Consider the following 26,416-nt stretch of genomic DNA (forward strand, 5'->3'; position numbering starts at 1 on the left):
TTGTCATTTTGAACAATCTAATGCAAATGGAGTGATTATCATATAAAATGGAGAATATAAATAAGGTAAATACCAAAAATAAGGAAGGTTTACTATAATATGAGGACTGCAGTAGTAACGGATAGTACAGCGTATATTCCAGAAGACTTACGTGATCGCTTTGATATACATATCGTACCTCTAAATGTTGTGTTCGGTGAAGAAGCCTATCGAGAAGAGATCGAGCTGACGGCTTCTGACTTTTATGAAATGGTTCGCCGCTACGGCCAACTTCCCACTACCTCCCAACCCCCAATCGGTCAATTCGTTGAGTTGTTTGAGCAACTTTCCAAAGATTACGATGCCGTAATCAGCATCCATTTATCAAGCGGAATCAGCGGCACTTACCAAGGGGCTATCACGGCCGGTAATATGGTGGATGGAATTGAGGTACATGCCTTTGATTCTGAAATCAGCTGTATGGTACAAGGCTTCTATGTTATTGAGGCAGCCAAGATGGCGCAGGAAGGGAAAGACCCTAAGGAGATCATGGCACGTCTTGAAGAGCTTCGTTCGGAATCGGATGCCTACTTCATCGTCGATGATTTGCAGAATTTGCAGCGCGGCGGCCGTCTGAACGGGGCATCTGCTTTGATTGGCAGCCTCTTGCAGGTGAAACCGATTCTTCACTTTGAGGAGAAGGTAATCGTGCCATATGAGAAGATTCGCACGAAGAAGAAAGCCTTGAAGCGCGTTATTGAAATTTTTGACCAAGATTATCAAAAAGGCATACCTCTCCAAGCAGCTATCATTCATGGCAATTCGGAGCAGGAAGCGATTGAATTGAAGCAAGAGCTAGAGCAATTATATCCTAATGCTGAATTTGTCATCAGTTATTTCGGTGCGGTGATTGGCACCCATTTAGGTGAAGGGGCCATGGGACTCGGCTGGACAATTCGCTAATCAAACAGATAACACCAAGGGACCGGCTGATCCGATTATGCAGCCGGTCTTTTTATTCTAACGAAAAAGGAGGCCAAATCAATTGGTCCAATCCCCCTTACAATCCCTCCTCTCCGGAAGAGAGCTTCTCCTTCAAGAAATCCCCTCTGAGTATCACGATTCACTCTATGAAGCAGCTATTTATACGACAAAAGGTATTGAGAACGGTCAATGCCGGCGCTGCGGCAATGATGATGAGCGGCTGCTTGCGCGTTTTCCCCATCAGGTGTGTGGAACCGAGTGTCTGTATTGCCGGAAATGTATCATGATGGGACGAGTCTCTGCCTGCAGCCTGCTCTATGGATGGGGCGGCAAGCCGATTGAATGGAATGCTGCATCGGCAAAGCTGAAATGGAATGGCACACTATCTTCGTCACAAGCTGAGGCATCAAAGGCGATCGTTCAGGCTGTTCAAAATAGGTCTGAGCTGCTTGTCTGGGCAGTCTGCGGTGCCGGCAAGACGGAGATGGTCTTCGCCGGGATAGAAGAAGCGCTTAAAGACGGGAAGCGGGTGTGTATTGCAGCACCCCGCACTGATGTCATTCTAGAGCTTGAACCGCGGCTGAAGGCGGTATTCCCCAATATGTCTGTCATCGCCCTCCATGGCCAAAGCACGGAAAAGCATGCCTTTGCCCCATTGGTTCTCTCCACTGTCCACCAGCTCCTCCGCTATCAGGATGCCTTTGATGTCATGATTATTGATGAGGTCGATGCCTTTCCATTCTCCTTCGACCGCAGTCTGCAATTTGCCGCTGAAAAGGCGGGGAAAAGAAATAGTACCCGCATCTATTTAACCGCCACCCCATCCTTGGTCTTCCAGCAATCATATAAGAAGGGGATGCTGCCAGGAGTCGTCCTGCCTGCGCGTTTCCACCGGAAACCGATCCCCGTGCCAGAGCTTCGTTGGGGTGGTAATTGGCAAAGAAGCCTCCGCAAAGGACGGATTCCAGCCCCCTTATCCAGCTGGCTGACTGCCATTATCCAAAAGGATGAACCATTTCTGATTTTCTTTCCTCATATTGCCCTCATGGAACAAGCCCTTCCCTTAATCAAACGGATGATTCCCTCGATTGATTCTGTCCATGCCGAAGACCCGGAACGCCGCGAGAAGGTGTTAAAGCTCCGAAGCGGAGAGCTTCAGGGTTTATTGACGACAACGATTCTAGAGCGAGGCGTCACCATTCCGCGACTGAATGTCGCTGTAATAGGTGCGGAGAATGAGATTTTCACAGAGGCGGCTCTTGTTCAAATAGCCGGCAGGGTCGGACGTTCACGCGAGTATCCAAGAGGTGAGGTCGTCTTCTATCATTATGGGAAAACAGAGGAGATGCTTGCTTCCATTCAGCAGATCATTCGCATGAATGAGGAAGCGGGAAGAAGGGGGCTGCTTGATTGATGTTCTTTCAAAAAGAGCTTTGTTTATACTGCCACACCCCATTTGAGGAGCAAATAGGCTGGTCAGGGCTGCTGTTTCTGACTGAGGTCGATTTGCTTTGTGAGAGCTGTAAAGTCCAGCTGGAGCCGCTGAAAGGACCACGCTGTACCGTATGCAGCCGGCCCATGGCAGAGAAAGGAAAGTGTGACGATTGTATTCGGTGGGAGGCGATTCCGGGAATCGGAGTAGCTCTTGAGGCGAATGTTTCGCTCTATCAATACAATGCCTTCATGAAGGAGTATATCGCACGGTTCAAATATCGGGGGGATTATGAACTGGCCTGTCTATTTGCACGTCAGCTGAAGAAGACCATTCCGAAAGCTGATTTGATGATTCCTGTTCCGTTAAGCACAGAAAGGTTGGCCGAGCGCGGATTCAATCAGGCAAGGGCTCTTGGAGAATGTGCCGGCTTTATGCTGGTGGAGGGGCTGGTCAGATTACACAGTGAAAAGCAGGCAAAGAAAACGCGGAGGGAGCGGATGGAGAGACAACAGGTCTTTGCCCTCCATCCAGATGCTCCTGATTATGAGGGGAAGACGGTTCTCCTGCTTGATGATATTTATACGACCGGCACGACCGTGCGGCAGGCTGCGCTTATCTTAAAAGAAGCTGGAGCCGTCAATGTGAAATCAATAACCATCGCACGTTAGCTTCAATTTTTCTCCCCAAATCCGATATTAGGGAATAGAAACGAGCGGAGGGGAGAGAGGAAGATGGCAGAGCTTGCGAATTGTCCGGTATGCCAGAACTTATTTTTGAAAAATCATTTGAGTAATAGTTGCGAAAGCTGTTACAAGAAGGAAGAACAGCGCTTTCAGCAGGTACAGCAATTCTTGAAGAAACGGGAGAACGAGCTGGCGACGAATGAGGATGTTGCGGCGGAAACCGGTGTGGAGCTGAAAGAGCTCCATCAATTCATGAAAAATGGACGTCTGCGGATTATGGCTTACCCGAACCTCGGCTATCCATGTGAACGATGTGAGGAGCTTATCCGGAAAGACCGCTTATGCACGGGCTGCATAGGTGAGCTTGAGGCAGATTTGAAGCTGCATGAATGGGACCAAAGGCTCTTGAAAGAGCGCTGATTTTCCTTGGTTGGCAATGGTTTTTCCCTATGCGATAATTTATCAGGCAGAAGGTGAAAAAAAGTTTTGCTTTGCCGATAATAAACAGGAGTTGGCAAACGAATCTATCATTAGACCCCAAAATGATAGGGAAGTGAGGGAAACAATGATGAAGATTAATCAAATTAGCCACTATGGAATTCAGGCGTACCAAAAAAGCGTCAACAGAGCAGGAACAGATATGAAAACGGCACAAACGGATAAGGTGGAAATCTCCAAGCAGGCGATGGAGCTGCAAAACAGCCCCACTGTCGCGAGTGACCGCCAAGCGAAAATAGATGAGATTAAGAATCAGATTGACAATGGAACCTACCGTGTGAATACGAAGGCAACAGCAGAAGGCCTGCTGAACTTTTATACAGGAAAATAAGCAAGAGGGGATCGCCAGTATGAGGCTGATACTGGCTTTTCTTTTTACCCCTCATCCCTGCTGAAGACTGGAAATGAGGAGAAGAAAGAGATGACGGTGCAGCAGATTATCGACAAATTGGATGAATTGACAAGGGTGCATATGGATTTGCTCAAGCTGTCAAAGGAGCAAACAGAGGTGGTTAAGCAATCGGACATAAAATCTTTCGCTGCCATCATTGCAAAGGAAAGAAAGCTCATTCAGCTGGTAGAGAGAATTGAGGCGAAGCGGGCTGAACTGGTTCGAGCGTACCTTGGCGGAAAGGAAGGGACGCTGGCCGATTGTCTGAAGAAGGCAACCATACAAGAAGCTGAGCTTCTAGCTGAAGGAGGAAGCCATTTGATGGAGATTGTCGCAGAGCTGAAGGCACAAAATGAGCTGAATCGCCAGCTGGTCCAGCAATCGCTACAATTCGTGAACATGAACATGGATCTCTTCTTGCCGGAAGAGGATACCTATACATATGAACGGCCGGAGCAGACTCGGGAGTCGAGAGCGGGCCGGTCACTATTTGATTCAAGAGCATGAGTAAAGAAATGAGGGAGCCATTATGACATCTACATTCCATGGGCTGGAAACGGCCAAGCGCGGTCTTGTCGCCCAGCAAACGGCTTTGTCTGTTGTCGGACATAATATTGCGAATGCGAATACGCTCGGCTACAGCCGTCAGCGTGTGAATCAGGCTGCAGATACCGCCTATCCAAGCCCCGGATTGAACCACGGGCAAATGCCCGGTCAACTCGGGAGCGGCGTAAAGGCAGAGTCCATTCAGCGTATTCGCGAGAACTACTTAGATGTGCAGTACCGCAATGAAAGCTCCAAGCTTGGCTATTATGGCACAGCGTCTGATGTGATGGGAAAGCTTGAGGATGTCATGAATGAGCTGGATGATACAGGCCTCGCCAATTCCATTGATACCTTCTGGCAATCGTTGCAGGACCTTGCCGTGAATTCTGTTGACTCAGGCGCGAAGACGGTCGTGCGCGAGCGTGGGGTAGCCTTGGCAGGAACCTTCCAATACTTGAGCGAATCTTTGCAGAGGGTGCGGAGCGATTTGGAGAATGAGCTGCAGGTGACAGTGAGAGATGTGAATAGCCTTCTTGAAGGGATTGACAATCTCAATCAGCAAATCGCCGTCGTTGAGCCGAATGGCTATTTACCGAATGATCTATATGATGCCCGCGATAACCTCATTGATGAACTGTCAGAGATTTTCTCGATCAAGGTGGAATATGTCAGCAATGGCGGTCTATCCAGTGCCCAGGCTGCAGGGACAGCTGTTATCCATTTCCTGAACGGAACGGACCAGACAGTCACACTTGTTGACAAGGATGGTTTCAATACCATCTCCCTCACGCAAAACGGAGAGGACTCAGCTGTTGATACGGTAACAATCGGCGATACAAAGCTTGCGGCAAGTGATTTTGCCTCAAAGGGCAAGCTCCTCGCCATGATGGAGGGCTATGGCTTTGTCGATACGGCTGGCAATGTGAAGGGCGAAGTGACGGATATGCTCCAGGAGCTCGACCATATGGCCTTTATCTTTGCGACCGAATTCAATAAAGTACATAAAGCGGGCTTAAGTGTGAATGAACTCGCCCACGGGGATACGGAAACCATTTTCTTCGCCGATGAGGATGGAAGCTCAGAGCCTGGAGCCATCAAAGGCTTCGCAGGACGTATCCAGCTTGCTGACCCGATTATGGAGAGCATAGATAATATTGCGACGGCGACAACAGAGAACCCAATCAATGGGGACGCAGCGAATGTCCTCCGTCTTGCTAATGTCATATATGCCGAATTCAATTATAAGGATGCGGGCGAGAATAACGCACAGGCAGCGGAGAAGTCCAGCCTGACCGGTTATTTGCAAAAGGTCATCGGTGAGATGGGGGTTAAGGCTCAAGCATCGGATCGTCTCTCCGGCAATAGCGAAATCTTGCTGCAATCGGTCAGCGACAAGCGCTCATCCGTGAGCGGGGTATCGCTTGATGAGGAGATGACGAATCTCATCCAATTCCAGCAGGCGTATAACGCCTCTGCACGGATGATCACGCTCCTTGACGAATGTTTAGATCGAATCATTAATGGCCTAGGAATAGGCGGCAGGTAGGTGGATAGAAGATGAGAGTCACACAAAGCATGATTGCGTCCAATTCATTACGCAACATTCATACTAGTTACGGGAAAATGGCGACCATGCTCGAACAAATGTCGAGCGGCAAAAAAATCGCCAAACCATCCGATGACCCAGTCATCGCCCAAAAAGGTATGTACTATCGCTCCAACCTGAATGAAGTGACACAGTATAAACGAAACCTTTCTGAAGTGTACTTATGGATGGATAATGCAGAGGCGGGGATGGAGCAGGCAAACAGCAATCTCCAGCGTATCCGCGAGCTTGTCGTACAGGCAGCAAATGATACGAACACTGATGTGGACCGTGAGGCGATTGCAAAGGAAATCAACCAGTTGAAGGCTGATTTAGTCTCAGTCGCGAATACTCAAGTAGCAGGGCGATATATTTTTAACGGAACAAATGTAACAGAAGCACCTGTCGCAATGGATGATGCGGGCCATGTAACGGTGAACGCAGCTGATTCTGCGTATTTGGTGGAAGTATCACGAGGCTCACAGCTGAAGGCAAATGCCAATTTGAATGAGCTTCTTGGCCAGGGCATGTTCGATACAATCAGTCAAATCTCTGCGGAAATGACAGCCGATGACCCGGATCTTGATTCCTTGCTGGCGGATTTAGACGGACATATCTCCAGCTTTTCGGCGGAACGCTCAGACCTAGGTGCCCGATATAACCGACTCGAGCTTCTGCAATCAAGAATCAATTATCAAGAGGAGCTGGCCACAAAGGCGATGAGTGATAACGAGGATATTGATTTGGAGAAAATCATCACTGACTACACCAACCAAAAGGCCGTTCATGAAGCAGCCTTAACGGTCGGGGCGAATCTGATTCAGCGCTCACTCGTCGATTTCTTAAGATGATAAAAAGCTTGGTCCCCTTTTGGGCCAAGCTTTATTTTGGCTATTCGTGTAAAATTTACCTAATGATAGATAGAGAGGGGAAGGCATATGAAAATAGCAACCAAATATCATGGCATGCAGGAGCTGGCTGAATCTGAAGTTCTTTTATTTGAAGAGGGACTGCCAGGCTTTGGCGGGGAGAAGAAATGGGTCATCCTGCCCCTGACAGAGGAAAATACCTTCTATGTACTTCAGTCTGCTGAAACAGCGAATCTAGCTTTTATTCTCACAAGCCCATTCCTGACTCACCCAGACTATGAATTCAAGCTTGAGGAGGAGAGTGTACAGGCAATCGGGGCAACACAGGAGAATATCACCGTCTTCTCCATCGTCTCCGTGAAAGAGCCGTTCAAGGAATCCACACTCAATCTGCAGGCACCCATCGTCATTGACCTGAAAAGCCGCCGCGGGAAGCAGGTCATCCTGAATGATACAAATTATGAAATCCGCACTCCTCTATTCGCCAAAGTCGAAAGCAGGGGGAATGACGCATGCTGATCCTATCACGTAAAAAGGATGAATCCATCCTCATCGGCTCTGACATCGAAGTCACCGTCATCGCCGTCCAAGGAGACCAAGTCAAACTCGGCATCAAAGCACCAAAGAAAGTGGATGTATACCGGAAAGAACTATTCGAAGAAATCCAAAACGAAAACGTCGAAGCCGCCGAAATCACCATCAATATGAGCGAATTACTGAAGAATACAAAATTATAGGTGTAAAGTCCTATCAAATACCGCCAATCCTCCCCGATAAAAAAGATGTATCAGGAAAGAAGAGTCGGCCGATTTTCTTTCCTCATACCAATCAGGTTCACAAGGACGTGAACCGTTAAAATCAGGGAGGATTTTTACTTATGATTATCAACCACAATATCGCTTCACTTAACACACACCGCCAAATGTCTGCGGCAAACGTAGCACAAGGCAAATCCATGGAGAAACTATCTTCTGGTCTACGTATTAACCGTGCTGGGGATGACGCGGCAGGTCTAGCCATCTCCGAAAAAATGCGTGCACAAGTACGTGGTTTGGATCAAGCAAGTCGTAATGCTCAAGATGGGATTTCTTTGATTCAAACGGCTGAGGGTGCTTTGAATGAAACTCACTCAATTCTTCAACGTATGCGTGAATTGGCTGTTCAATCTGCCAATGATACAAATACAGAAACTGACCGTGCTGAAATTCAAAAAGAAGTTAATCAACTAGCAGAAGAAATCACTCGTATTTCTACAGATACTGAGTTTAATACAATTAAATTAGCTGACGGGTCTGCTCAAGATGTGACTTTCCAAATTGGTGCAAACCACACACAAAACATTAAAGTTAGTATCGCTGACATGGGTGCGGCGGCTTTAAAAGTAACTGGTGTTGATCTTTCTAAACAGACAACGGGGACGACAGTTGGAGATTTTTCTGTAAAAAATAATACTTTAGAGGACTATAAAATTAAGTTTGCTGATTTTGGAGCTGAAGCTGTAGATAAGACAACTGCCAAAGTTGATGAAGATACAAAAACTATTACAGTTACATTGAAACAAGGAGCAGGTGCAGATGCTACAACACCTGCAACTGTTGGTACAGCTACTAATGATGAAGTCATTAAGTCATTAAATGACACAGGGTTGGTAGTAGCATCAATTGCTACTGGGGGAACTCCGCCGGCAGGAACTGATGTTGCAACGCGTGTGGCTACGGAGATTACAGTAGTTGCTGGCGAAGCTGATGATTCAAAAGGTATTAATATTGCTACTCAAGAAAGTGCAAACAGAGCAATTACTGCGATTAATAATGCGATTGAATCTGTTTCCGCTCAACGCTCTAACTTAGGTGCAGTCCAAAACCGACTAGAGTACACAATCAACAACCTAAACACATCTTCCGAAAACCTAACAGCCGCTGAATCCCGTATCCGTGATGTAGACATGGCGAAGGAAATCAGCGAGCAAACAAAACAATCTATTCTTGCACAAGCTTCTCAAGCGATGCTTGCTCAAGCGAACCAACAACCACAAAATGTCCTTTCTTTGTTACGTTAATCATATGGTTAGAAACTACCGTGCCAGCCTGGCACGGTGTTTTTGTCTATGAAACAATAGAATGCATAAAAGATAGTAGCCATCAGCCAATAAATACTATACAATGAATTTTGTAAAAAATGTAAAAGTGAGTATAAAGATATATGAACGTAGTCCGATAATATCTATGTAAGACATAAAACCTCATAATGTGTACTCAGGACGAGTAAATAATGCTTATTGAAGCGCCGCAGGAAGCGGGCCGGATGCATTATTTGCTCTTTTTTTATGTGTGAAGCCAGTCAGAGCGGGTAATGTTCTTCAAGGGGGTTCTTACAAATTGACCACTTTTCTCAAGGAGGAGGGACCACACAACATGCTAGTACTTGGCAGAAGACCAGGGGAATACATTCAAATTGGTGATGATATCACCGTCAAAGTTGTCAAAAGCGATGATGGACACCTTCGTTTAGCCATCGATGCCCCGAAGCATATCAAAATCACGCGCGGGGAATTAGTCGAAGCAAACAAAGGGTCGAAATAAATAGTCTCATGGACGAGCGGGCTAAAGCAGCCGGGGCAATGAAGCCTCACCTGCAAAGCCCGCTCGTCTTTTCTTATGCGTTATTTCTGAAAGCACCCATCCTAGGTCAGGGCTTGCTTTCATTAATATAAAAAAACAACTGGTGGAAAAGGAAGTCCACCGTAAGATTCCAAGGAGGAAAAAAGAATGATTATTAACCACAATATTGCCTCACTTAATACGCAAAATGCATTGACGAAGGCGAATGATGCGCAAGGGAAAAGTATGGAGAAGCTGTCTTCTGGTCTTCGTATCAATAAGGCTGGAGATGACGCAGCGTGTTTATCTATTTCTGAAAAGATGCGCGGCCAAATCCGCGGCCTTAATCAAGCTAGCCGAAATGCACAGGATGGGATTTCGATGATTCAGACAGCTGAAGGTGCTTTGAATGAGACACATTCTATCTTGCAACGAATGCGAGAATTGGCTGTTCAGTCAGTGAATGACTCGAATACTAATGCTGATCGTGCAGAGCTTCAAAAAGAAGTAGATGAGTTAGCAAAAGAAATAACCCGTATTTCTAATAATACCGAATTCAACACAACCAAATTGTTGGATGGTCAAGGTGCAAAGTCTTTAACATTTCAAATCGGGGCGAATAATGGTCAAACTATGTCGCTCATAATTGGGGCATTTGATGCTAGAACATTAGGTGTTGATGATGGAACAGGCACTAATGCAACTGATACAGCTGCAGCAACGGTTACTAGAGGTATTAATATTTCTAATGGTGATGCTACTAAAGCAGCTGCACAAAATGCAACAGCTGCAATCTCCACAATTGATACAGCGATTGCGACAGTATCATCTGCGCGTGCCAGCCTAGGTGCCAACCAAAACCGCCTAGAATACACCATCAACAACCTAAACACATCATCCGAAAACCTAACAGCCGCCGAATCCCGCATCCGTGACGTCGACATGGCAAAAGAAATCAGCGAGCAAACCAAACAATCCATCCTTGCCCAAGCATCCCAAGCCATGCTCGCCCAAGCAAACCAACAACCGCAAAATGTACTTCAATTATTGCGTTAATCTATCTTTTACCGGAGACCTGCTCATGCAGGTCTTTTTTTCTATATTGTATTACTGATTTGAAGGAGTGGTTAGAAACAGTATGACCAATTATATGCGCTCTCCTATTTTTCGCAGAAGGGGGGAGACTCCTGTGGGAAGAACAAGCTAATCGAGACCCCGCAGTGCGCAGCACGAGGAGGCTCGATGCTTGCCCACGGAAAGCGACTCCCTTCTGCGAAAAATACTTAGGACAAATAACCTATCTTTCATGGCAGCGCCCTCACCTTCCTAAAATTCTCCCCTCCCCATCCGATATATGAAATAACAATGAATGCAGAGCGAGGTGCAAGGATATGGTAAACGGCATTTCCGGCTATACTGCCGGTAAGGCAGTCGAGCAGCCAGTGAGGCTTCCAGCTGTTGTACGAAGCAATGCCACGCAGGCTTCCGTCCAGGAAAAGCTCCCATCTCAAGAACGGACTCCGATGACCGACGAACAAATCCAGCAGAAACTAATGGAAACAACGCAAGCGATGAATCACTTTCTTGGACCGATGAAAACCTCCCTGAAATTTGAAATGCATGAGGGACTCGAGAAAATGTATGTCTCCATCGTTGATGCAGCAACAGGCGATGTGCTGAAGGAAATTCCTTCGAAAAAGCTGCTCGATATGTATGCCTCAATGGCCGAGAATATGGCGTTATTCGTCGACAGAAGAATATAAGGATGTGAAGACAAATGGCAATCCGGGTATCTGGGTTAGCAAGCGGGATGGATATTGACTCCATCGTCAAGCAATTGATGGATGCAGAAAGACTTCCGCTTAATAAATTGAAGCAAAAGAAACAGATTCTTGAGTGGAAGCGGGATGATTACCGCTCGATGAATACGCTCCTGACCGACTTCCGCACTAAGGTGCTGAACATGAAACTCAGCTCAAGCTACGGGGCGAAGCAAACGAGCAGCTCAAACGAGTCCTATGTAACCGCAACAGCGTCCTCATCTGCCAGTACGGCAAGCTATCAGCTCTCCAATGTGACGAAGCTGGCGACATCAGCAAGCCTGACAACCGTAAATAAACTATCTGCCAGTGCAGACAGCAAAATCAGCACAAGCAGCTCCCTGCTTTCTATGAATAGTCAATTTGCGAACGCCATCACTTGGGCAGAAGGCAGCGTCGAGACGGCGAAATTCACAGCCACTGGTTCGACGGTCGAACTTCCTCTCGCGGAAGGAACCATCTTGCTTGATCGTCCAATCAGCGTAAAGGTGGCTGGAAAGGCCCTTAAAGCGGATGAATACACGATTAACAATGGCATCATCACATTCACAAACACACCAGAAGCCAACGCCGCCATTGAAGTGAATTACGTCACAGATAAAAAGGTAGAAAAGATCTCCCTTGCAGAAGGAGCAACAAGCTTTACCTTATCGAAAAAAGCAATCGCCGAGAATTCACTTACCATCAATGGCCAAGCTGTTACCATTGACGCGAATAATACCTTCACCGCTGGTTCTCTATCAGGAAAGATTGATTTTGCCACTGGGCAGGTAACGTTAAATAATGCGGTGGATGCGGCTGCTGAGATTACGGTCTCCTACAAGCAAAAGTACACCGCAATGGATGTGGAGACCACCACCTCTAAAGGAGCGATGCAGGAGACCTTCCTCTTTTCGGCTGACCAGTCGATGAGTAATGTCATCAGCAAAATCAACTCCTCCAAGCTTGGGGTTACGATGTTCTATGATGCCAACTCTGACAGTCTATCCGTAACAAGAACAGAGACAGGCAGCTTTGAGGCAAATGATATCCAGTTCGGCCAATCCGATTTGACCAAAGCCTTGCAGCTCGATACGGCACGTTACCAGGCAGGAACAGATGCGGAATTCACCCTTAATGGCATCACGACTACCCGCTCAAGTAATAACTTCACGATAGACGGGGTAACATTTGACCTGAAGCAAACCTTCTCAGGTGCGGTCAATATTGGCATTACAAGTGACACGACAGCTGTTTATGACAATATTAAGAGCTTTGTAGATTCCTATAATACGCTGATCAGCGAGATTACGAAGAAAACAGGCGAGGAACGGAAACGTGACTATCAGCCGCTATCTGATGAAGAGCGTGAGGGTTTGTCAGAAGCCCAGGCTGAGAAGTGGGACAATATCGCAAAGGCAGGATGGCTTCGCAATGATGCAACCCTTCGAAGTGTATTGACCTCCATGCGCCAAAGCATGTCCAATACGGTAAGTACGGCAACGGGCACGTTTAAGACGCTTAGCAGCATCGGCATTACAACAACTGCGAACTATTTAGACGGCGGGAAGCTGGAAATCAACGAAACGAAATTAAAGCAGGCGCTTGAGGATGACCCGGAAAGCGTACAGGCCTTATTTGCCTCAGCAGAAGGAATTGCCTCCAAGCTTCAGGCGAATATTACGGAAGCAACTGATAAGCTGAAGGCAAAGGCAGGAAATGCGTTCAGTACGAATGCGACTTTTACGATCGGCCGGGATTTGAGTGATGTAGAATCCCGCATTACACGGTTTGAGGATAAGCTCTTGAATATTGAAGATCGCTATTATGCACAATTTACAGCGATGGAGAAGGCGATTCAGAATGCGAATAGCCAATCAAGCTATCTATCATCCTATTTCTCCAGTTAAAGAGAGGAAGTGCACGAATAAATGGCTTTACATAATCCCTATCAGGCTTACCAATCCAATGCCGTCACAACGGCTTCTCCTGGTGAATTGACGCTGATGCTTTATAATGGCTGCCTCAAGTTTATCAAGGCAGGCAGAATGGCGATGGACAACAAGGAGATCGAGAAGCGGAATGAGAATCTCCTGAAGGCGCAAAATATCATTAACGAGCTGCGAGTGACCTTGAATATGGAGATCGAGGTCTCGAAGAATATGATGGCGATGTATGATTACATTTTGCGCCGGCTGATTGAAGCGAATATGAAGAATGATCCGGCCATCCTGGATGAGGTGGAGGAGCTCGTCGTAGGCTTGCGTGACACCTGGAAGCAGGCGATTCAATTAAACCGGCAGAAACAATTTGCCGGAGGAGACCGGGCATAATGATAAAAAGAACTGGCAATCGGCCAGTTCTTTTTTTATATAGTTATTCATTTCCGTCTAAATCTTTCAGCTTGTACCCGGCTGCATTAACTAGGGCTCCCAGTAGAATCTGGAGTGTTCCAACCGCCAGAACTGGGAAGAGCTCCACGCGTCCCGTAGCATAGGAAATGATATTGAGTAGGATAAAAAAAGCAAGAAGGCTATTAAACAATTTGATATATTTTATCAAAATCATGGTGCGTATCCCCTTTTGCTGAATAAGTAAAAATAATCCAATTGATTATAGTATAGTATTTTGGATGGTAGAATCAACTGTTTTTTAGTACAGAATGAAATTATTATACGTGAATTAATCATTGAATAGGTAAAAAGACATATATTTTATCAGCTGGTAAATCCGTTTGGGTCTATTTCTCTATTTCTCTCTCCATCCTTACGTTTTTTTCCTATCTACCGATAAAGAATGTAAGGGAATAATCGAGGTGGGAAGAAATATGCAGATTCAACTAACGGATACCAATCAAGCTGCTGCGGCTGGAACGAGACCATTAGCTATTGGGCAGGTATATACGGTCTCGATCAAAGAACGATTATCCTCATCGGCTGCTGTCGTATCCTTAAACGGAAGAGAGATGAAGATGGCCTTTGAAGGCGGGGTTCCGAGTGAACAGCGGATACTAATAGAGATTACGAGCAGACAGAACGACACTGTAATCGCGAAGCAAGTTGTCAAAAATGTTGAATCAGCGCAGAGCGGGACATCGCTTGATTTGGACGGATTATTAAGGACGGCGGGCCTAGAGGGCGCTTCTTTGAAAGAGGTTCGGCAGGCGGCAAGAATACTGCTTGATAAAGGCTATTCGATGACAAGCGAACTTGCGAAAAAGCTTCAGCAATGGATGAAAACAGAAGCAGGAACGGTTGCGCAGAAGTTGGAGACCATTAAGGCGGCGGCCGGCCGTGGATTGGAGATGACAGATTTCCATTTAAAGGCCATACATTCCGCCCTGCATGGAGAATCCATCAGCAGGGTGATGGAGGAAGTGGGGAAGGAACTGCCGTTGCTTGAGAGCAGGAGAGAAACGTCCTCTATCCTACGGTTAATCGCTGCCATCGAATCGAGTGAAGATGATGCATTCATCCGCAAGCAGGTACTGGCATTCATCAAGGGTGCAAAGCTGGATGCAGGTGAGAAGAGTGCTCTTTTAAAGAGCCTGCCAGAGGGTAAAACCGCCATTTTACACACCCTTCATTCACTTGGGCAAAAAGGGAGCGGAGAGGCCGTGTTAACGGCAGAAGCAGAGATGTTGAAGAGCCTGCTGAAAACCATTCAAAGACAGCCGGATATGGAGCAGGTGCTCAACCAGGTGAGGACTTTCTCACAAGATGACCGTGTTCAGCGAATGGAGAACTATACGGATTTTAGCACCGCTGTCGCAAAGGCGGAGGGCTTATCAGCCAGTGGACGAGAGCTTTCAGCGCGAAAGGTATTGACGGAAGCACTCGGGCAATTGGAGGAAAGAAATCCAGAGCTGAGGCAGCCGGTTAAGGAGGCTCTATTGACGGCAGAGGAACTGAACTCAATTAGCCAGGCTGTTCAATCATTGAAGCTTGATTCAAAGAATATTCTCGTCACAGAAATTAGTCAGCGACTCGCTCAGCTCACGATTGATTTCAAACAGACGAAACGGGATATCGGGAAGAATCTTGATCAATCCCTGCAGCTGCTGTCCAATCGTCAGCCCCAAGTGAAGCAGGTTCTCGAGTCAACGATTAAACAGCTCGATACGGCGATCTTAAAAGGGGATTACATGCTTTACGCTGATATGGGCACAGAGAAAAAGCTCCTCCTGGCAAGCAGCCGGCTTCAGGAGGCACGGTCTTTATTAATGAATGGCAATTTTGGCGAGGCAAGCCAGATTGTCCGCGAAGTAAAGGCTTCAGTCGAAGGACTTGTCTTTAAGCCATCTGACGTGAAGGTGAAGCATTTCGTCGCCGGAATGGAGGAGCAGCAAGTCCAGGTTTATAAGCCTGAACAGCCATCAGGCCGCCAAATGCTTGAGCTTATCCGCAAGCTTGGAATGATGAATGAAGCAGATACAATGAAGGCGCTCTTGGATGGAAAGCAGCCTGAGGCGCGGGCGAACGTAAAGTCTGCCTTGCTGCATGCCCTGAATGACGGGGGGCTTAATCCGAAGCTTGCAGCTCAGGCTGAGCAGGCCGTACAGACAATCACAGGCCAGCAATTGCTTGCAAAACCTGATTCATCCGGTCTGCAGCAGCTTGCCCTTCATCTGCCGCTCATGCTGCAAAAGCAGGTGGAGGATGTGAAGGTATTTGTCCAAGCAAACAGCGAAAATGAAACGTTAGACTGGGAGAACTGCAGTCTGTACTTTGTGCTGGAAACGAAAAGACTTGGGGAGATCGGCATATCACTTACTGCCAATAACCGCAATCTGTTCATCACTTTTACGAGTGATAAGAAGGACTTATCACAAAGATTAGAGCCTTTGGCAGAAACGACATTCGAGCGGCTTGGCGAGATTGGCTATTCGATTGGAACGGTTCAAGTCAAACCGTTCAAGCGGGAAACAGAAGAAATGGAGCAGCAAGCTCGGACGCCAATCATCAATCCCTTTGCGGGGAAAGGATACGACCGGACGATATGAGGTATGTCAATCAGATGAATCGAAGGAAAGTGAATGGACCGAGTGCCGCTGTCCTGCGTTATAAGGAAGGTCAGGAAACCGCACCGCAGCTCGTTGCGCACGGCACCGGCAGCGTGGCCCAGAAGATTATTGAAATGGCCCGTCAGAATGATATCCATCTGCAGGAGGATGAGACCTTGGTCAGTCATCTTCTTGATTTGGACTTAGGTGATTCCATCCCTCCGCAGCTCTATGCGGTCATCGCGGAGATTCTTCTATTACTGGAGGAACTGGATAAAGAATACGGCGGGTGAACCGATATAAAAACTAGAAAATAGATGGAGGTTGACAATGGAATATTTAACAGAAGAGTTGATTGTCCAGAAATCGTCTCAGGAGTTAACGGCCCTTCTGTATGAAGGCTTAATCGGTCATTTGGAGGAGGCGCTTGGCTGCATTGAGCAAAAGAATATGATAGCGGCGAATCAGAGCCTGCAAAAGGCGAGTGACATCATTCAGCGGCTAGGTGTTGGTCTGCGCTATGAGGCAGGACCGCTGGCGGAGAACTTGGACAGCCTTTACAACTATATGGCTGATCGGACTATCGAGGCCAATTACCGTAAAGATACGGATCAAATCAAGCATGTAAAAGAACTCGCCGAAACACTTGCAGCAGCTTGGAATGAAGCCATGCACAGGAAAGAGCAGTCATCATCGGTCATGCAAAAGGTATCTGCTTATGAAAACCACGTCATGAGAACAAAACGATAATAGAGAACGAAGGAGCTAATACGGATGAAAATCAATCATAATATTGCTGCCCTGAATACATATCGCCAGCTTGCCGCAAACCAAGCGAACTCTGCGAAAAACCTGGAGAAACTATCCTCCGGAATGCGCATCAATAAGGCAGCGGATGATGCGGCTGGTCTATCTATTTCGGAGAAAATGCGCTCGCAAATCCGCGGTCTTGATGTAGCGGAGCGCAATGCGCTTGACGGTATTTCATTGATTCAAACAGCGGAAGGCGCCCTATCGTCTGTGACGGAAATCCTGCAGCGGATGAGAGAGCTCGCTGTACAAAGCTCAACCGGTACGAATACAACCGAGGACCGAGATGCCATTCAAACGGAAATTACCCAATTGAAGCTAGAGATTGACCGGATAAGCGATACGACGGAATTTAACAAACAAAATCTAATGGGAGCAAATACAACTTTCTCCCTCATGGTCGGTGCAAATGCAGCGCAAACCATTGATGTGGCCATCAGTAAAATGGATTCTGCGGCCCTCGGATTAACGAATGTAAACTTAACAACAGCTCAGGGTGCGAACACGGCCATTACGACTCTAGATGCTGCTTTGAAAACGGTCACGGCCCAGCGCTCCAGCCTTGGTGCCATGCAAAACCGTCTGGAATACACGGTCGAAAACCTTTCAAGCATGAATGAAAACATTACGGCTGCTGAATCACGCATCCGTGATGTAGATATGGCACTTGAGATGACAGAGTATACAAAGAACAATATCTTGAATCAATCTGCTCAAGCGATGCTTGCTCAAGCAAACCAGATGCCACAAGGTGTACTGCAATTATTACAATAAGCTTTATTTTGAGGTGGGTTTGTGGACGTACAGCGAATAGGAAAGACTGCCTTACATAAGGCAGATCGGAAGGGAGAAGCGGCCAAGGGTACCGTTTCCTTCAAGGAGGTCATTGGCACGCGCCGTGCGGATATGACGTATGAAAGACTCAGCAGAAAAATGCAGGAGATTGAGGTGCAAGGCAAGGTGCTTGCCGATACGCAATCTATTGATCACCTGCGCAAATATAAAAAGCTCGTCAAGGATTTCATGGATGATGCCGTCAAGAGCGGCCTGCAGCTTGAGGAGCGGCGTGGCTTCAGCCAGCGTGGTTCGGCGAAAGTCTACAAGCTGGTGAAAGAGGTCGATCAGAAGCTGCTCGAATTGACGAATGCGGTCTTGGATAAAGAGGAAAAGGGTCTCAGCCTGCTCGGGATGATTGGGGATATACAAGGGATGCTTATCAATATTTATACATGATCGAACGAGGGCCCTGACGAATTGTCACGGCCTCTTTTTACAAAGGAGGGGTGAAGCTTCGTGAAAGCGTTGGAAGACTATTATCAAGTCACGAAGGAAATGATAGAGATGCTTGAGGGAGAGGAATGGGAGAAGAATCGGGGGAAGGCTATTGTGCAGCTTGACAGCTCCATCCTCAAGCGGGAGAAGCTCCAGCTGGAGATCAAGCCCCCTTTTTCGGATGCAGAACGAGCATTGGGTGAACGCTGTGTCGCTTTGAACCTGAGACTGTCTGAACTAATGGGAATGAAAAAGCAAGAGATCGCGGCAGAAATTAAACGGGTCAAGGTTCAAAAGCGGCATAATCAAAAATATGCCAATCCCTATGAATCGGTTATGACAGATGGATTTTATTATGATAAGAGGAAATGATTACAACTTCGAATTTATTGTGACATCTAGTGCTTTTTCTTAGTCAGATAGGGTATACTAATAGTGTAATCTCAAAATCCTGAATTGTTCAAAAATAGACAAACATTTGTCGATATTAGCAGGATGTTCTTTGGGATTAATAGAATATAATAGTTATAGAAGGTAGAGAAAAGGAGGACTCACTTATGAATTACAACATTCGTGGTGAAAACATTGAGGTAACTCCAGCAATCAGAGATTACGTAGAGAAAAAAGTTGGAAAATTGGAAAGATTCTTTTCTGATACACCAAATGCCAATGTACATGTTAATCTGAAAGTTTACGCTGATAAAAACGCAAAAGTTGAAATTACCATTCCGCTTCCAAACCTTGTATTGCGAGCAGAAGAAACCAACACAGATATGTATGCGTGCATTGACATTATTAACGATAAATTAGAAAGACAAATTCGCAAATATAAAACAAAAATCAATCGTCGCTCCCGTGACACAGGCAAAGAAGTATTCGTCACTCCAGAAGGCGACCTTGAACCAGAAGTGCAAGAAGATGAAGACAAGCTTGAAGTTGTCCGTGTAAAACGCTTCGATCTTAAACCAATGGACAGTGAAGAAGCCATCCTTCAAATGGACATGCTCGGCCACAACTTCTTCATCTACACAGATGCAGAAACAGACGGCACACACATCGTCTACAAACGTAAAGACGGTAAATACGGTTTGATTGAAGCCGTTAACTAAGTTGATACAGGAAAGGCGGAGGACCCGATGGGTTTTCCGCCTTTTTAATTTTGGTTTGTATGGGAGCAATCCTGGAATGCCCCAGAATCAAAACAGGGTAATTTTATCATGTTTTTGAACGGAATCCGCTGAAAAGAGCAGGATTTTCTTCAAAAACACCCCGCAGCTTGTCTATTTTGACCTTTGGCGTGATGATGGGCCTCTTCTTCTACTTGGAATAAGCCTGGTTTCATATGATTTATGGGCGAATTCCTGCTGGTTAAGGGCGAAACTCAGCTCGTATGGGCGCATTACTTGGTGTAAGGGCGAAATCCAGCTCTTATGGGTGCATGGAATGCTGTAAGGGCGATAGTTCAGTGGTATGGGCGCAAATCCATGTATCTAGACAAACAGCTATGTCAAAATGAGACAATAATAGAAGAAACATGCGAAACCTCCACTGCTCTGCCCCCCTTGATTAAAAGGCTCCCTCTCTGGCAAAACTGCTTCTATTAGAAGGATGAAACTTTTCTGTGGTTAAATTCGTAAATAAAGGATGAATTATGCCCAGAATTATACATGGCGAAACCTTTGCATTTGTTGTTTTGTCCTGTTGTAAGTGTTACTATTAATAAGAAATTTAAAAAAAGTACGATTCATGATTGACTAACAATCTAGGGCATTGAAACCCTTCTAAATAAGAGGAGAGACTGCTTAATGGGGATCTTGAATAAATTGTTTGACCCTAATAAATCTGAACTGAAAAGGCTGACGAAAACAGCTGCAAAGGTGGAGGCATTGGCTTCCATGGCAGAGGGTCTTTCAGATGAACAACTGACAGCTAAAACGGATGAATTCCGCGAACGCTATGCGAATGGAGAATCGCTTGACGATATGCTTCCTGAGGCTTTTGCGGTCGTTCGTGAGGCTTCACGCCGTGTGCTAGGCATGTATCCATTTAATGTGCAGTTAATGGGTGGTATCGCCTTGCACGAAGGGAATATTTCCGAGATGAAAACCGGGGAAGGTAAAACGTTAACGTCTACCATGCCCGTCTATTTGAATGCCATCACAGGAAAAGGCGTTCATGTCATCACGGTCAACGAATACCTTGCTAGTCGTGACGCTAATGAAATGGGACAGCTTTATAATTTCTTAGGACTGTCTGTCGGCTTGAATTTAGCTGGCATGTCCCGTGAGGAAAAGCAAGAAGCCTATAATGCGGACATTACTTATGGAACGAATAATGAGTTTGGGTTCGATTACTTGCGTGATAATATGGTGCTCTACAAAGAGCAAATGGTGCAGCGTCCGCTTCACTTTGCCGTCATTGATGAGGTTGACTCCATCTTGATCGATGAAGCGCGGACACCGCTCATTATTTCTGGTTCAGCGAAGAAATCCACACAATTATATATGCAGGCGAATGCCTTTGTTCGTACGCTGACGAAAGAGCAGGATTATACGTACGATGAGAAGACGAAGAGTGTTCAGTTAACGGAAGATGGGATGAGCAAGGCAGAGCGTGCCTTTGGCATTGATAACTTATTTGATATCAGCCATGTTGCCTTAAACCATCATATCGGACAAGCCTTGAAGGCACATGCGTCCATGCATTTGGATGTCGATTATGTCGTTCAAGACGGTGAGATTGTCATTGTTGACCAATTCACCGGCCGTTTGATGAAAGGACGCCGTTACAGCGACGGTCTTCACCAGGCAATTGAGGCAAAAGAAGGGCTTGAAATCCAAAACGAGAGCATGACCCTTGCGACAATTACATTCCAAAACTACTTCCGTATGTATCAAAAGCTTGCCGGTATGACAGGTACAGCGAAAACGGAAGAAGAGGAATTCCGCAATATTTATAATATGAACGTTATCGCGATTCCAACGAACCGTGACATCATTCGTGATGACCGTTCTGACTTGATTTTCGCCACAATGGAAGGCAAGTTCAAGGCGGTTGTTGAAGATATCGCAGAACGCCATGCGAAAGGGCAGCCAGTGCTCGTTGGTACGGTAGCGATTGAGACAAGTGAATATGTCTCCGAGCTCTTAAAGAAAAAGGGTGTCCCGCATAGTGTCTTGAATGCGAAGCAGCATGAGCGGGAAGGAAATATCATTCTTGATGCCGGACAGCCCGGCGCTGTGACCATCGCGACCAACATGGCCGGCCGTGGTACAGATATCAAGCTTGGTGAAGGTGTGGCAGAGCTTGGCGGTTTAGCTGTCATCGGTACGGAGCGCCATGAATCACGCCGTATCGATAACCAGCTCCGTGGTCGTTCTGGACGTCAAGGGGACCCTGGTGTGACTCAGTTCTACCTCTCTTTGGAGGATGAATTGATGCGCCGTTTCGGCTCCGAGAACATTAAGAGCATGATGTCCCGCCTTGGCATGGGCGATGATCAGCCAATCCAAAGCAAGATGGTATCAAGAGCTGTGGAATCTGCGCAAAAACGCGTTGAGGGCAATAACTATGATGCCCGTAAACAATTGCTTGAATATGATGATGTTCTTCGTCAGCAGCGTGAAATCATCTACAAGCAGCGCTTTGATGTACTTGATAACGATAATTTACGCGGCATTGTTGAGTCTATGATTCGCTCCTCCCTTGAACGCAATGTGTATGCATTCGGTCCGGATGGAGAGAGTGAGGAGTGGAATATCCAGGGTCTTCTCGATTATGTGTATGCAAATCTATTGCCTGAGAACTCCTTGGATGAGGCAGCATTGAAGGAGCTTGACGGGGAAGAAATCGTCAACCTTCTCTTTGATAAGATTATCGAGAAATACAATGAGAAGGAAGAACAGCTTTCAACCGAGCAAATGCGTGAATTCGAGAAAGTTATCGTTCTTCGTGCGGTTGATAGCAAATGGATGGATCATATTGATACGATGGACCAATTGCGTCAAGGAATCCATTTACGTGCCTATGCTCAAATCAATCCATTGAATGAATATCAGCAGGAAGGCTTCAGAATGTTCGAGGCTATGATTGCCTCCATCGAGGATGATGTAGCAAAATACATCATGAAGGCCGAGATTCGCAATAATCTCGAGCGTGAGGAAGTTGTCAAAGGACAGGCCGTTAATCCAAAGGCTGACGGTGAAGTGAAGAAACAGCCGAAGCGCAATGAGGATAAAGCGGTGGGACGTAATGCCCCTTGCCCATGCGGTTCTGGTAAAAAATATAAAAATTGTCATGGCAAATAAATCAAGCTTTCAGGTATCTTTAAAAGACGCAAGAGCGTATAATAAAGGATAACCATTTGAATGAGAGGGACGGTGTGTGCGCCGGCTCTCTTTTTCCTGATTAGCGTTAAATAATGATAGAGGTGAATGTGAATGGAAATCGCAGAAATTCGCAATGAGTTAGAAAAAACAGCCAAGCGCTTGGCGGACTTTAGGGGGTCTCTTTGACTTAGAAGAGAAAGAAGCGCGCATTATGGAGCTTGATGAAATCATGTCTGAGCCTGAATTCTGGAACGACCAGCAGAAGGCCCAAGGCATCATCAGTGAAGCCAATGGCTTGAAAGAGCAGGTTGGTGAATTCAACTCCTTAAATGAATCCTACGAAAATCTCGAGCTAACCTTTGAATTGATCAAAGAAGAGCCGGATGAAGATCTTCAGGGTGAGCTTGAATCTGAACTTACCGAGCTATCTGAGCGTTTGAATGCCTTCGAGCTTCAATTGCTGCTCAGTGAAGAATATGATAAGAATAATGCCATCCTTGAATTGCATCCAGGTGCCGGCGGAACCGAGTCTCAGGACTGGGCATCCATGCTCCTTCGTATGTACACAAGATGGGCAGAGAAAAAAGGCTTCAAGGTGGAAACACTTGATTACCTTCCAGGCGATGAGGCTGGCGTGAAGAGCGTAACGCTTGGCATTCGCGGTCATAATGCCTACGGTTATTTGAAGGCGGAGAAAGGGGTACACCGTTTGGTTCGTATCTCCCCATTCGATTCATCTGGCCGCCGTCATACCTCCTTCGTATCATGTGAGGTTATGCCAGAATTCAATGATGAAATCAACATCGAAATCCGCACAGAAGATTTGAAGATTGACACATACCGAGCAAGCGGCGCCGGCGGTCAGCATATCAATACGACTGACTCTGCCGTTCGTATCACGCATATCCCGACGAATGTTGTGGTCACTTGCCAATCTGAGCGTTCTCAAATCAAAAACCGTGAAGCAGCCATGAAAATGCTGAAATCTAAGCTCTATCAACGTGAAATCGAGCAGCAGGAAGCAGAGCTCGCTGAGATTCGCGGAGAGCAAAAAGAAATCGGCTGGGGCAGCCAAATCCGCTCCTACGTCTTCCACCCATACTCCATGGTCAAAGACCACCGTACAAATGCTGAAACAGGCAATATCGGTGCGGTTATGGATGGCGACATTGATATGTTTATCGACGCATACTTGCGTTCTAAACTTTCGTAATCTGAATGAAACGAAAAGGGGCTGTCCCATAAGTCAATGAGGATTGACTTTCAGGGGCAACCCCTTCTTTCGCATTTTTCAGGCCCCGTTAAACGTAGAGGTTGATTTCCGTTCCAGGTGGCTACTTTCCGCGGGGCGGTCGGGGAGCCTCCTCAACGCTTTCAGCGTCTGCGGGGTCTCCCCTGTCCGCTAATCCCGCAGGAGTCAGCCACCTTCCACTCCAATCGACGGTCCGAACAATTCTAGCTTCCGCTTAACTAGACATTTTCTGAAAATAAATGGCAAAAGAATACAAAAAAACCGCCTTTTTCGATAAAATGAAGTTACCAACAAACACCATATCGAAAGGGCGGTTTTTATGTACACTGATTATACCACTGAACAAGTTGAACTTCCACTCTCTCTTCAAGAAGAAACTCCCCATTCATCGAATAAGAATCTCAAACCAAGTTTCATCCCTTATGACAATCGTCAAGCCACCATGATTTTTGATATCCAAGACTTGATTCCAGAAAACCACGTCTCCCGCGTCATTGACGAGATGATCGAAGAATTGGATGATTCCCTCTTTCTCCAACACTATCAAGGAGGCGGCCGCAGCTCCTATCACCCGAAAATGATGACCAAAGTGGTCTTGTACGCGTACTCCCAGAAAGTCTATTCCTGCCGAAACATTGCGCGTATGGTGGAAGAAAACCTCCCTGCCATGTGGCTCGCTGCCCTACAGAAACCGGATTATCGAACCGTCAATCGCTTCCGTACCCAACAGATGGGGAAACTGCTTCCATCCCTGTTTGAAAGCATGATTCACCAGTTGATGGAGCGTAAGCTCATTTCAATGGATACCTACTTCCTTGATGGGACCAAGATTGAAGCCAACGCGAACAAGTATTCATTTGTCTGGAAGAAGGCGACAACGAAGTTCGAGGCCAAGCTCCAGGAAAAAATCGATGAAACCTATCAGCACATCCAAGCCATCACCCTGGAGGAAAATAGAGAATTGACCCATGAAGAAAGATCCGAGGAGCCAACCCCTGAGGAAAAGCTTGACCTTCTGGAAGAAACACTGGCGGAGAAGGTCGCGTGTGAAATGGAGGAATTGGAACGGGAAGACAACAGCCAAGCACGAAAAGAGAAAAGAAGAGCCCTCCGTCCCATCAAGAAGCTCTTGAAGGATGTTCGGGAAGACTTACGTCCTCGCTTGAAGAAGTATCGAGACCAAAATGCCTTGTTTGGGGACCGGAACAGTTACTCCAAGACAGACACGGATGCGACCTTTATGCGCATGAAAGAGGATCACATGAAGAACGGCCAGCTCAAGCCTGGCTACAATGTCCAGATGGCGACGGAAAACCAATTCATCCTGTTCTACACTATCCATCAAAGACCAACCGATACCCGGTGTTTCAAGCCTCACCTTGAAGCGTTGAAGAACTCCTCGATTCCGTTGCCAAAGAAGGTCATCGCGGATGCCGGATATGGAAGCGAGGAAAACTACCTGTATACCCTTGAAGAGCCATTCGAGGCGTTAATTCCGTACAATACCTACCTGACCGAGCAAACACGATCGTACAAAAACGACATCCGGAATGTGCGAAACTGGGAGTATGATGAACACAAGGACGAATACATCTGCCCGAACAATCGAAGGGTGCTCTTCAAACGTTATTCCACCCGGACGGATAAGAATGGATTCACGCGTGACCTGAAAATCTATGAATGCGAGGATTGTACGGGTTGCCCGCTAAAGGCACAATGCACGAAGGCGGAAGGCAACCGCCAAGTTCACTACAATCCCGTCTATGAAGAACTGAAAGCAAAAGCAAAGACAAGCCTTTGGTCTGAACCGAACGCACAAATTTATGGCCGTCGTAAAGTAGAGGTCGAAAGTGTGTTCGGTCATATCAAGGGCAATCGGTCGTTCCGGCGCTTTTCGCTCCGGAGTCTCCCGAAGGTCCAAACGGAATTCGGAATCGTGGCGATGGCCCATAACTTTCTGAAAGTAGCCGGGCTACTTTCAGGAAAATCTTACACACAACCAAAAACAGGTGGAGAAAACCATTCAGTTTTCTCCACCTGTTTCGTTTATTAGGGACTTATGGGACAGCCCCTTTTTTCTTGTGCGCCCTGCATGGGCGAAAACTTGGTGGTGCAAGTCCACTACAGGCTTGGCAGTAGGAACTGTTAGCGAAAAGCAAGGTGGCTATCGTGAGGTAGTGGCTGAAGGAAGCTGGACGCAAACTCCTGAACTGACGAACAGAAACTAGATACAAGGCTGGCTTAGGTCGGATGAGTCTGCAAGACAAGACGAAGTCCAATACTGCCCGAAACCTATCCAGTAAATCTAGCAGTTACATGGGAGGAAAGTTTTCGCTCTTACCAGGGGAGGTCTTGTGAGGGTGCAGTGTGAGTTGAGTTGAAT

At 46.6% G+C, this 26,416-nt stretch carries 26 protein-coding genes and 1 pseudogene; 26 read left to right on the plus strand and 1 reads right to left on the minus strand.

Annotated features, from left to right (window positions below; translation table 11 throughout):
- Positions 1 to 99 precede the first annotated feature (99 nt).
- From AC622_RS01225 to fliS (AC622_RS01300), 16 genes are all read left to right on the plus strand, one after another.
- Complete coding sequence (locus AC622_RS01225; protein WP_049669412.1) at positions 100 to 942, plus strand: DegV family protein; 843 nt, start codon at positions 100 to 102, stop codon at positions 940 to 942.
- Between the two features lie 82 nt (positions 943 to 1,024).
- Positions 1,025 to 2,377: a DEAD/DEAH box helicase gene (locus AC622_RS01230; protein ID WP_049669413.1), complete on the plus strand. Its 1,353-nt coding sequence runs from the start codon at positions 1,025 to 1,027 to the stop codon at positions 2,375 to 2,377.
- The gene (locus AC622_RS01235; RefSeq protein WP_049669414.1) at positions 2,377 to 3,066 is read left to right on the plus strand and encodes a ComF family protein; all 690 of its coding nucleotides are present in this window, start codon (positions 2,377 to 2,379) and stop codon (positions 3,064 to 3,066) included. Before AC622_RS01230 ends, AC622_RS01235 begins: the two co-directional genes overlap by 1 nt.
- Positions 3,067 to 3,129: 63 nt before the next feature.
- Complete coding sequence (locus AC622_RS01240; protein ID WP_049669415.1) at positions 3,130 to 3,501, plus strand: TIGR03826 family flagellar region protein; 372 nt, start codon at positions 3,130 to 3,132, stop codon at positions 3,499 to 3,501.
- 145 nt (positions 3,502 to 3,646) lie between these two features.
- Positions 3,647 to 3,910, plus strand: coding sequence for a flagellar biosynthesis anti-sigma factor FlgM (gene flgM / locus AC622_RS01245; RefSeq protein ID WP_197089889.1), 264 nt, complete (start codon positions 3,647 to 3,649; stop codon positions 3,908 to 3,910).
- 90 nt (positions 3,911 to 4,000) lie between these two features.
- On the plus strand, positions 4,001 to 4,477 hold the full coding sequence (locus AC622_RS01250) for a flagellar protein FlgN (RefSeq protein WP_049669417.1): 477 nt from the start codon (positions 4,001 to 4,003) through the stop codon (positions 4,475 to 4,477).
- A 22-nt stretch (positions 4,478 to 4,499) separates the two neighbouring features.
- A complete protein-coding gene (gene flgK, locus AC622_RS01255; RefSeq protein WP_049669418.1) occupies positions 4,500 to 6,062 on the plus strand; it encodes a flagellar hook-associated protein FlgK in 1,563 nt (520 codons plus the stop codon).
- Between the two features lie 11 nt (positions 6,063 to 6,073).
- A complete protein-coding gene (gene flgL, locus AC622_RS01260; protein ID WP_049669419.1) occupies positions 6,074 to 6,952 on the plus strand; it encodes a flagellar hook-associated protein FlgL in 879 nt (292 codons plus the stop codon).
- An 87-nt stretch (positions 6,953 to 7,039) separates the two neighbouring features.
- On the plus strand, positions 7,040 to 7,489 hold the full coding sequence (gene fliW, locus AC622_RS01265) for a flagellar assembly protein FliW (RefSeq protein ID WP_049669420.1): 450 nt from the start codon (positions 7,040 to 7,042) through the stop codon (positions 7,487 to 7,489).
- Positions 7,483 to 7,707, plus strand: a complete 225-nt coding sequence (gene csrA, locus AC622_RS01270) for a carbon storage regulator CsrA (protein ID WP_049669421.1) — start codon at positions 7,483 to 7,485, stop codon at positions 7,705 to 7,707. Before fliW ends, csrA begins: the two co-directional genes overlap by 7 nt.
- Positions 7,708 to 7,847: 140 nt before the next feature.
- Positions 7,848 to 9,029: a flagellin N-terminal helical domain-containing protein gene (locus tag AC622_RS01275; RefSeq protein WP_049669422.1), complete on the plus strand. Its 1,182-nt coding sequence runs from the start codon at positions 7,848 to 7,850 to the stop codon at positions 9,027 to 9,029.
- A 355-nt stretch (positions 9,030 to 9,384) separates the two neighbouring features.
- Positions 9,385 to 9,552 (plus strand): carbon storage regulator, encoded by a 168-nt coding sequence (locus tag AC622_RS01280; RefSeq protein ID WP_049669423.1) that lies wholly within the window; start codon positions 9,385 to 9,387, stop codon positions 9,550 to 9,552.
- Positions 9,553 to 9,738: 186 nt separating this feature from the next.
- Complete coding sequence (gene hag, locus AC622_RS01285; protein WP_049669424.1) at positions 9,739 to 10,626, plus strand: flagellin Hag; 888 nt, start codon at positions 9,739 to 9,741, stop codon at positions 10,624 to 10,626.
- Between the two features lie 335 nt (positions 10,627 to 10,961).
- Positions 10,962 to 11,333, plus strand: coding sequence for a flagellar protein FlaG (locus AC622_RS20370; RefSeq protein ID WP_053103697.1), 372 nt, complete (start codon positions 10,962 to 10,964; stop codon positions 11,331 to 11,333).
- A gap of 14 nt (positions 11,334 to 11,347) precedes the next feature.
- Positions 11,348 to 13,279, plus strand: coding sequence for a flagellar filament capping protein FliD (fliD, locus tag AC622_RS01295; protein WP_049669425.1), 1,932 nt, complete (start codon positions 11,348 to 11,350; stop codon positions 13,277 to 13,279).
- A gap of 21 nt (positions 13,280 to 13,300) precedes the next feature.
- On the plus strand, positions 13,301 to 13,702 hold the full coding sequence (fliS, locus tag AC622_RS01300; protein ID WP_049669426.1) for a flagellar export chaperone FliS: 402 nt from the start codon (positions 13,301 to 13,303) through the stop codon (positions 13,700 to 13,702).
- Between the two features lie 43 nt (positions 13,703 to 13,745).
- On the opposite strand, the gene AC622_RS01305 is transcribed toward fliS (AC622_RS01300), so the two are convergent.
- The gene (locus tag AC622_RS01305) at positions 13,746 to 13,937 is read right to left on the minus strand and encodes a hypothetical protein (RefSeq protein ID WP_049669427.1); all 192 of its coding nucleotides are present in this window, start codon (positions 13,935 to 13,937) and stop codon (positions 13,746 to 13,748) included.
- Positions 13,938 to 14,196: 259 nt separating this feature from the next.
- Between AC622_RS01305 and AC622_RS01310 the strand changes: the two genes are divergently transcribed.
- The 10 genes and pseudogenes from AC622_RS01310 to AC622_RS01355 all read left to right on the plus strand — a co-directional run.
- Positions 14,197 to 16,371 (plus strand): hypothetical protein, encoded by a 2,175-nt coding sequence (locus AC622_RS01310; protein WP_049669428.1) that lies wholly within the window; start codon positions 14,197 to 14,199, stop codon positions 16,369 to 16,371.
- On the plus strand, positions 16,368 to 16,664 hold the full coding sequence (locus AC622_RS01315) for an EscU/YscU/HrcU family type III secretion system export apparatus switch protein (protein ID WP_049669429.1): 297 nt from the start codon (positions 16,368 to 16,370) through the stop codon (positions 16,662 to 16,664). The genes AC622_RS01310 and AC622_RS01315 overlap by 4 nt, the downstream gene beginning before the upstream one ends.
- 37 nt (positions 16,665 to 16,701) lie before the next feature.
- Complete coding sequence (fliS, locus tag AC622_RS01320) at positions 16,702 to 17,121, plus strand: flagellar export chaperone FliS (RefSeq protein WP_049669430.1); 420 nt, start codon at positions 16,702 to 16,704, stop codon at positions 17,119 to 17,121.
- A 24-nt stretch (positions 17,122 to 17,145) separates the two neighbouring features.
- Complete coding sequence (locus tag AC622_RS01325; protein ID WP_049669431.1) at positions 17,146 to 17,955, plus strand: flagellin N-terminal helical domain-containing protein; 810 nt, start codon at positions 17,146 to 17,148, stop codon at positions 17,953 to 17,955.
- Between the two features lie 21 nt (positions 17,956 to 17,976).
- On the plus strand, positions 17,977 to 18,414 hold the full coding sequence (locus tag AC622_RS01330; protein ID WP_049669432.1) for a YaaR family protein: 438 nt from the start codon (positions 17,977 to 17,979) through the stop codon (positions 18,412 to 18,414).
- 60 nt (positions 18,415 to 18,474) lie between these two features.
- A complete protein-coding gene (locus tag AC622_RS01335; protein WP_049669433.1) occupies positions 18,475 to 18,825 on the plus strand; it encodes a flagellar protein FliT in 351 nt (116 codons plus the stop codon).
- A 185-nt stretch (positions 18,826 to 19,010) separates the two neighbouring features.
- A complete protein-coding gene (gene hpf / locus AC622_RS01340; protein ID WP_049669434.1) occupies positions 19,011 to 19,562 on the plus strand; it encodes a ribosome hibernation-promoting factor, HPF/YfiA family in 552 nt (183 codons plus the stop codon).
- A 696-nt stretch (positions 19,563 to 20,258) separates the two neighbouring features.
- A complete protein-coding gene (secA, locus tag AC622_RS01345; protein ID WP_049669435.1) occupies positions 20,259 to 22,760 on the plus strand; it encodes a preprotein translocase subunit SecA in 2,502 nt (833 codons plus the stop codon).
- 132 nt (positions 22,761 to 22,892) lie between these two features.
- Positions 22,893 to 23,994 (plus strand): peptide chain release factor 2 gene (prfB, locus tag AC622_RS01350; RefSeq protein ID WP_156185530.1). Its coding sequence is split into 2 segments (ribosomal slippage): positions 22,893 to 22,964 and positions 22,966 to 23,994, totalling 1,101 coding nucleotides; the frame shifts between segments, so codons are not numbered across the junction.
- 481 nt (positions 23,995 to 24,475) lie between these two features.
- Positions 24,476 to 26,105, plus strand: a pseudogene (locus tag AC622_RS01355) (IS1182 family transposase); the annotation flags it as partial.
- Between the last annotated feature and the right edge of the window lie 311 nt (positions 26,106 to 26,416).

It is taken from the genome of Bacillus sp. FJAT-27916, from assembly GCF_001183965.1.
Taxonomy (GTDB): Bacteria; Bacillota; Bacilli; order Bacillales; family Pradoshiaceae; genus Pradoshia.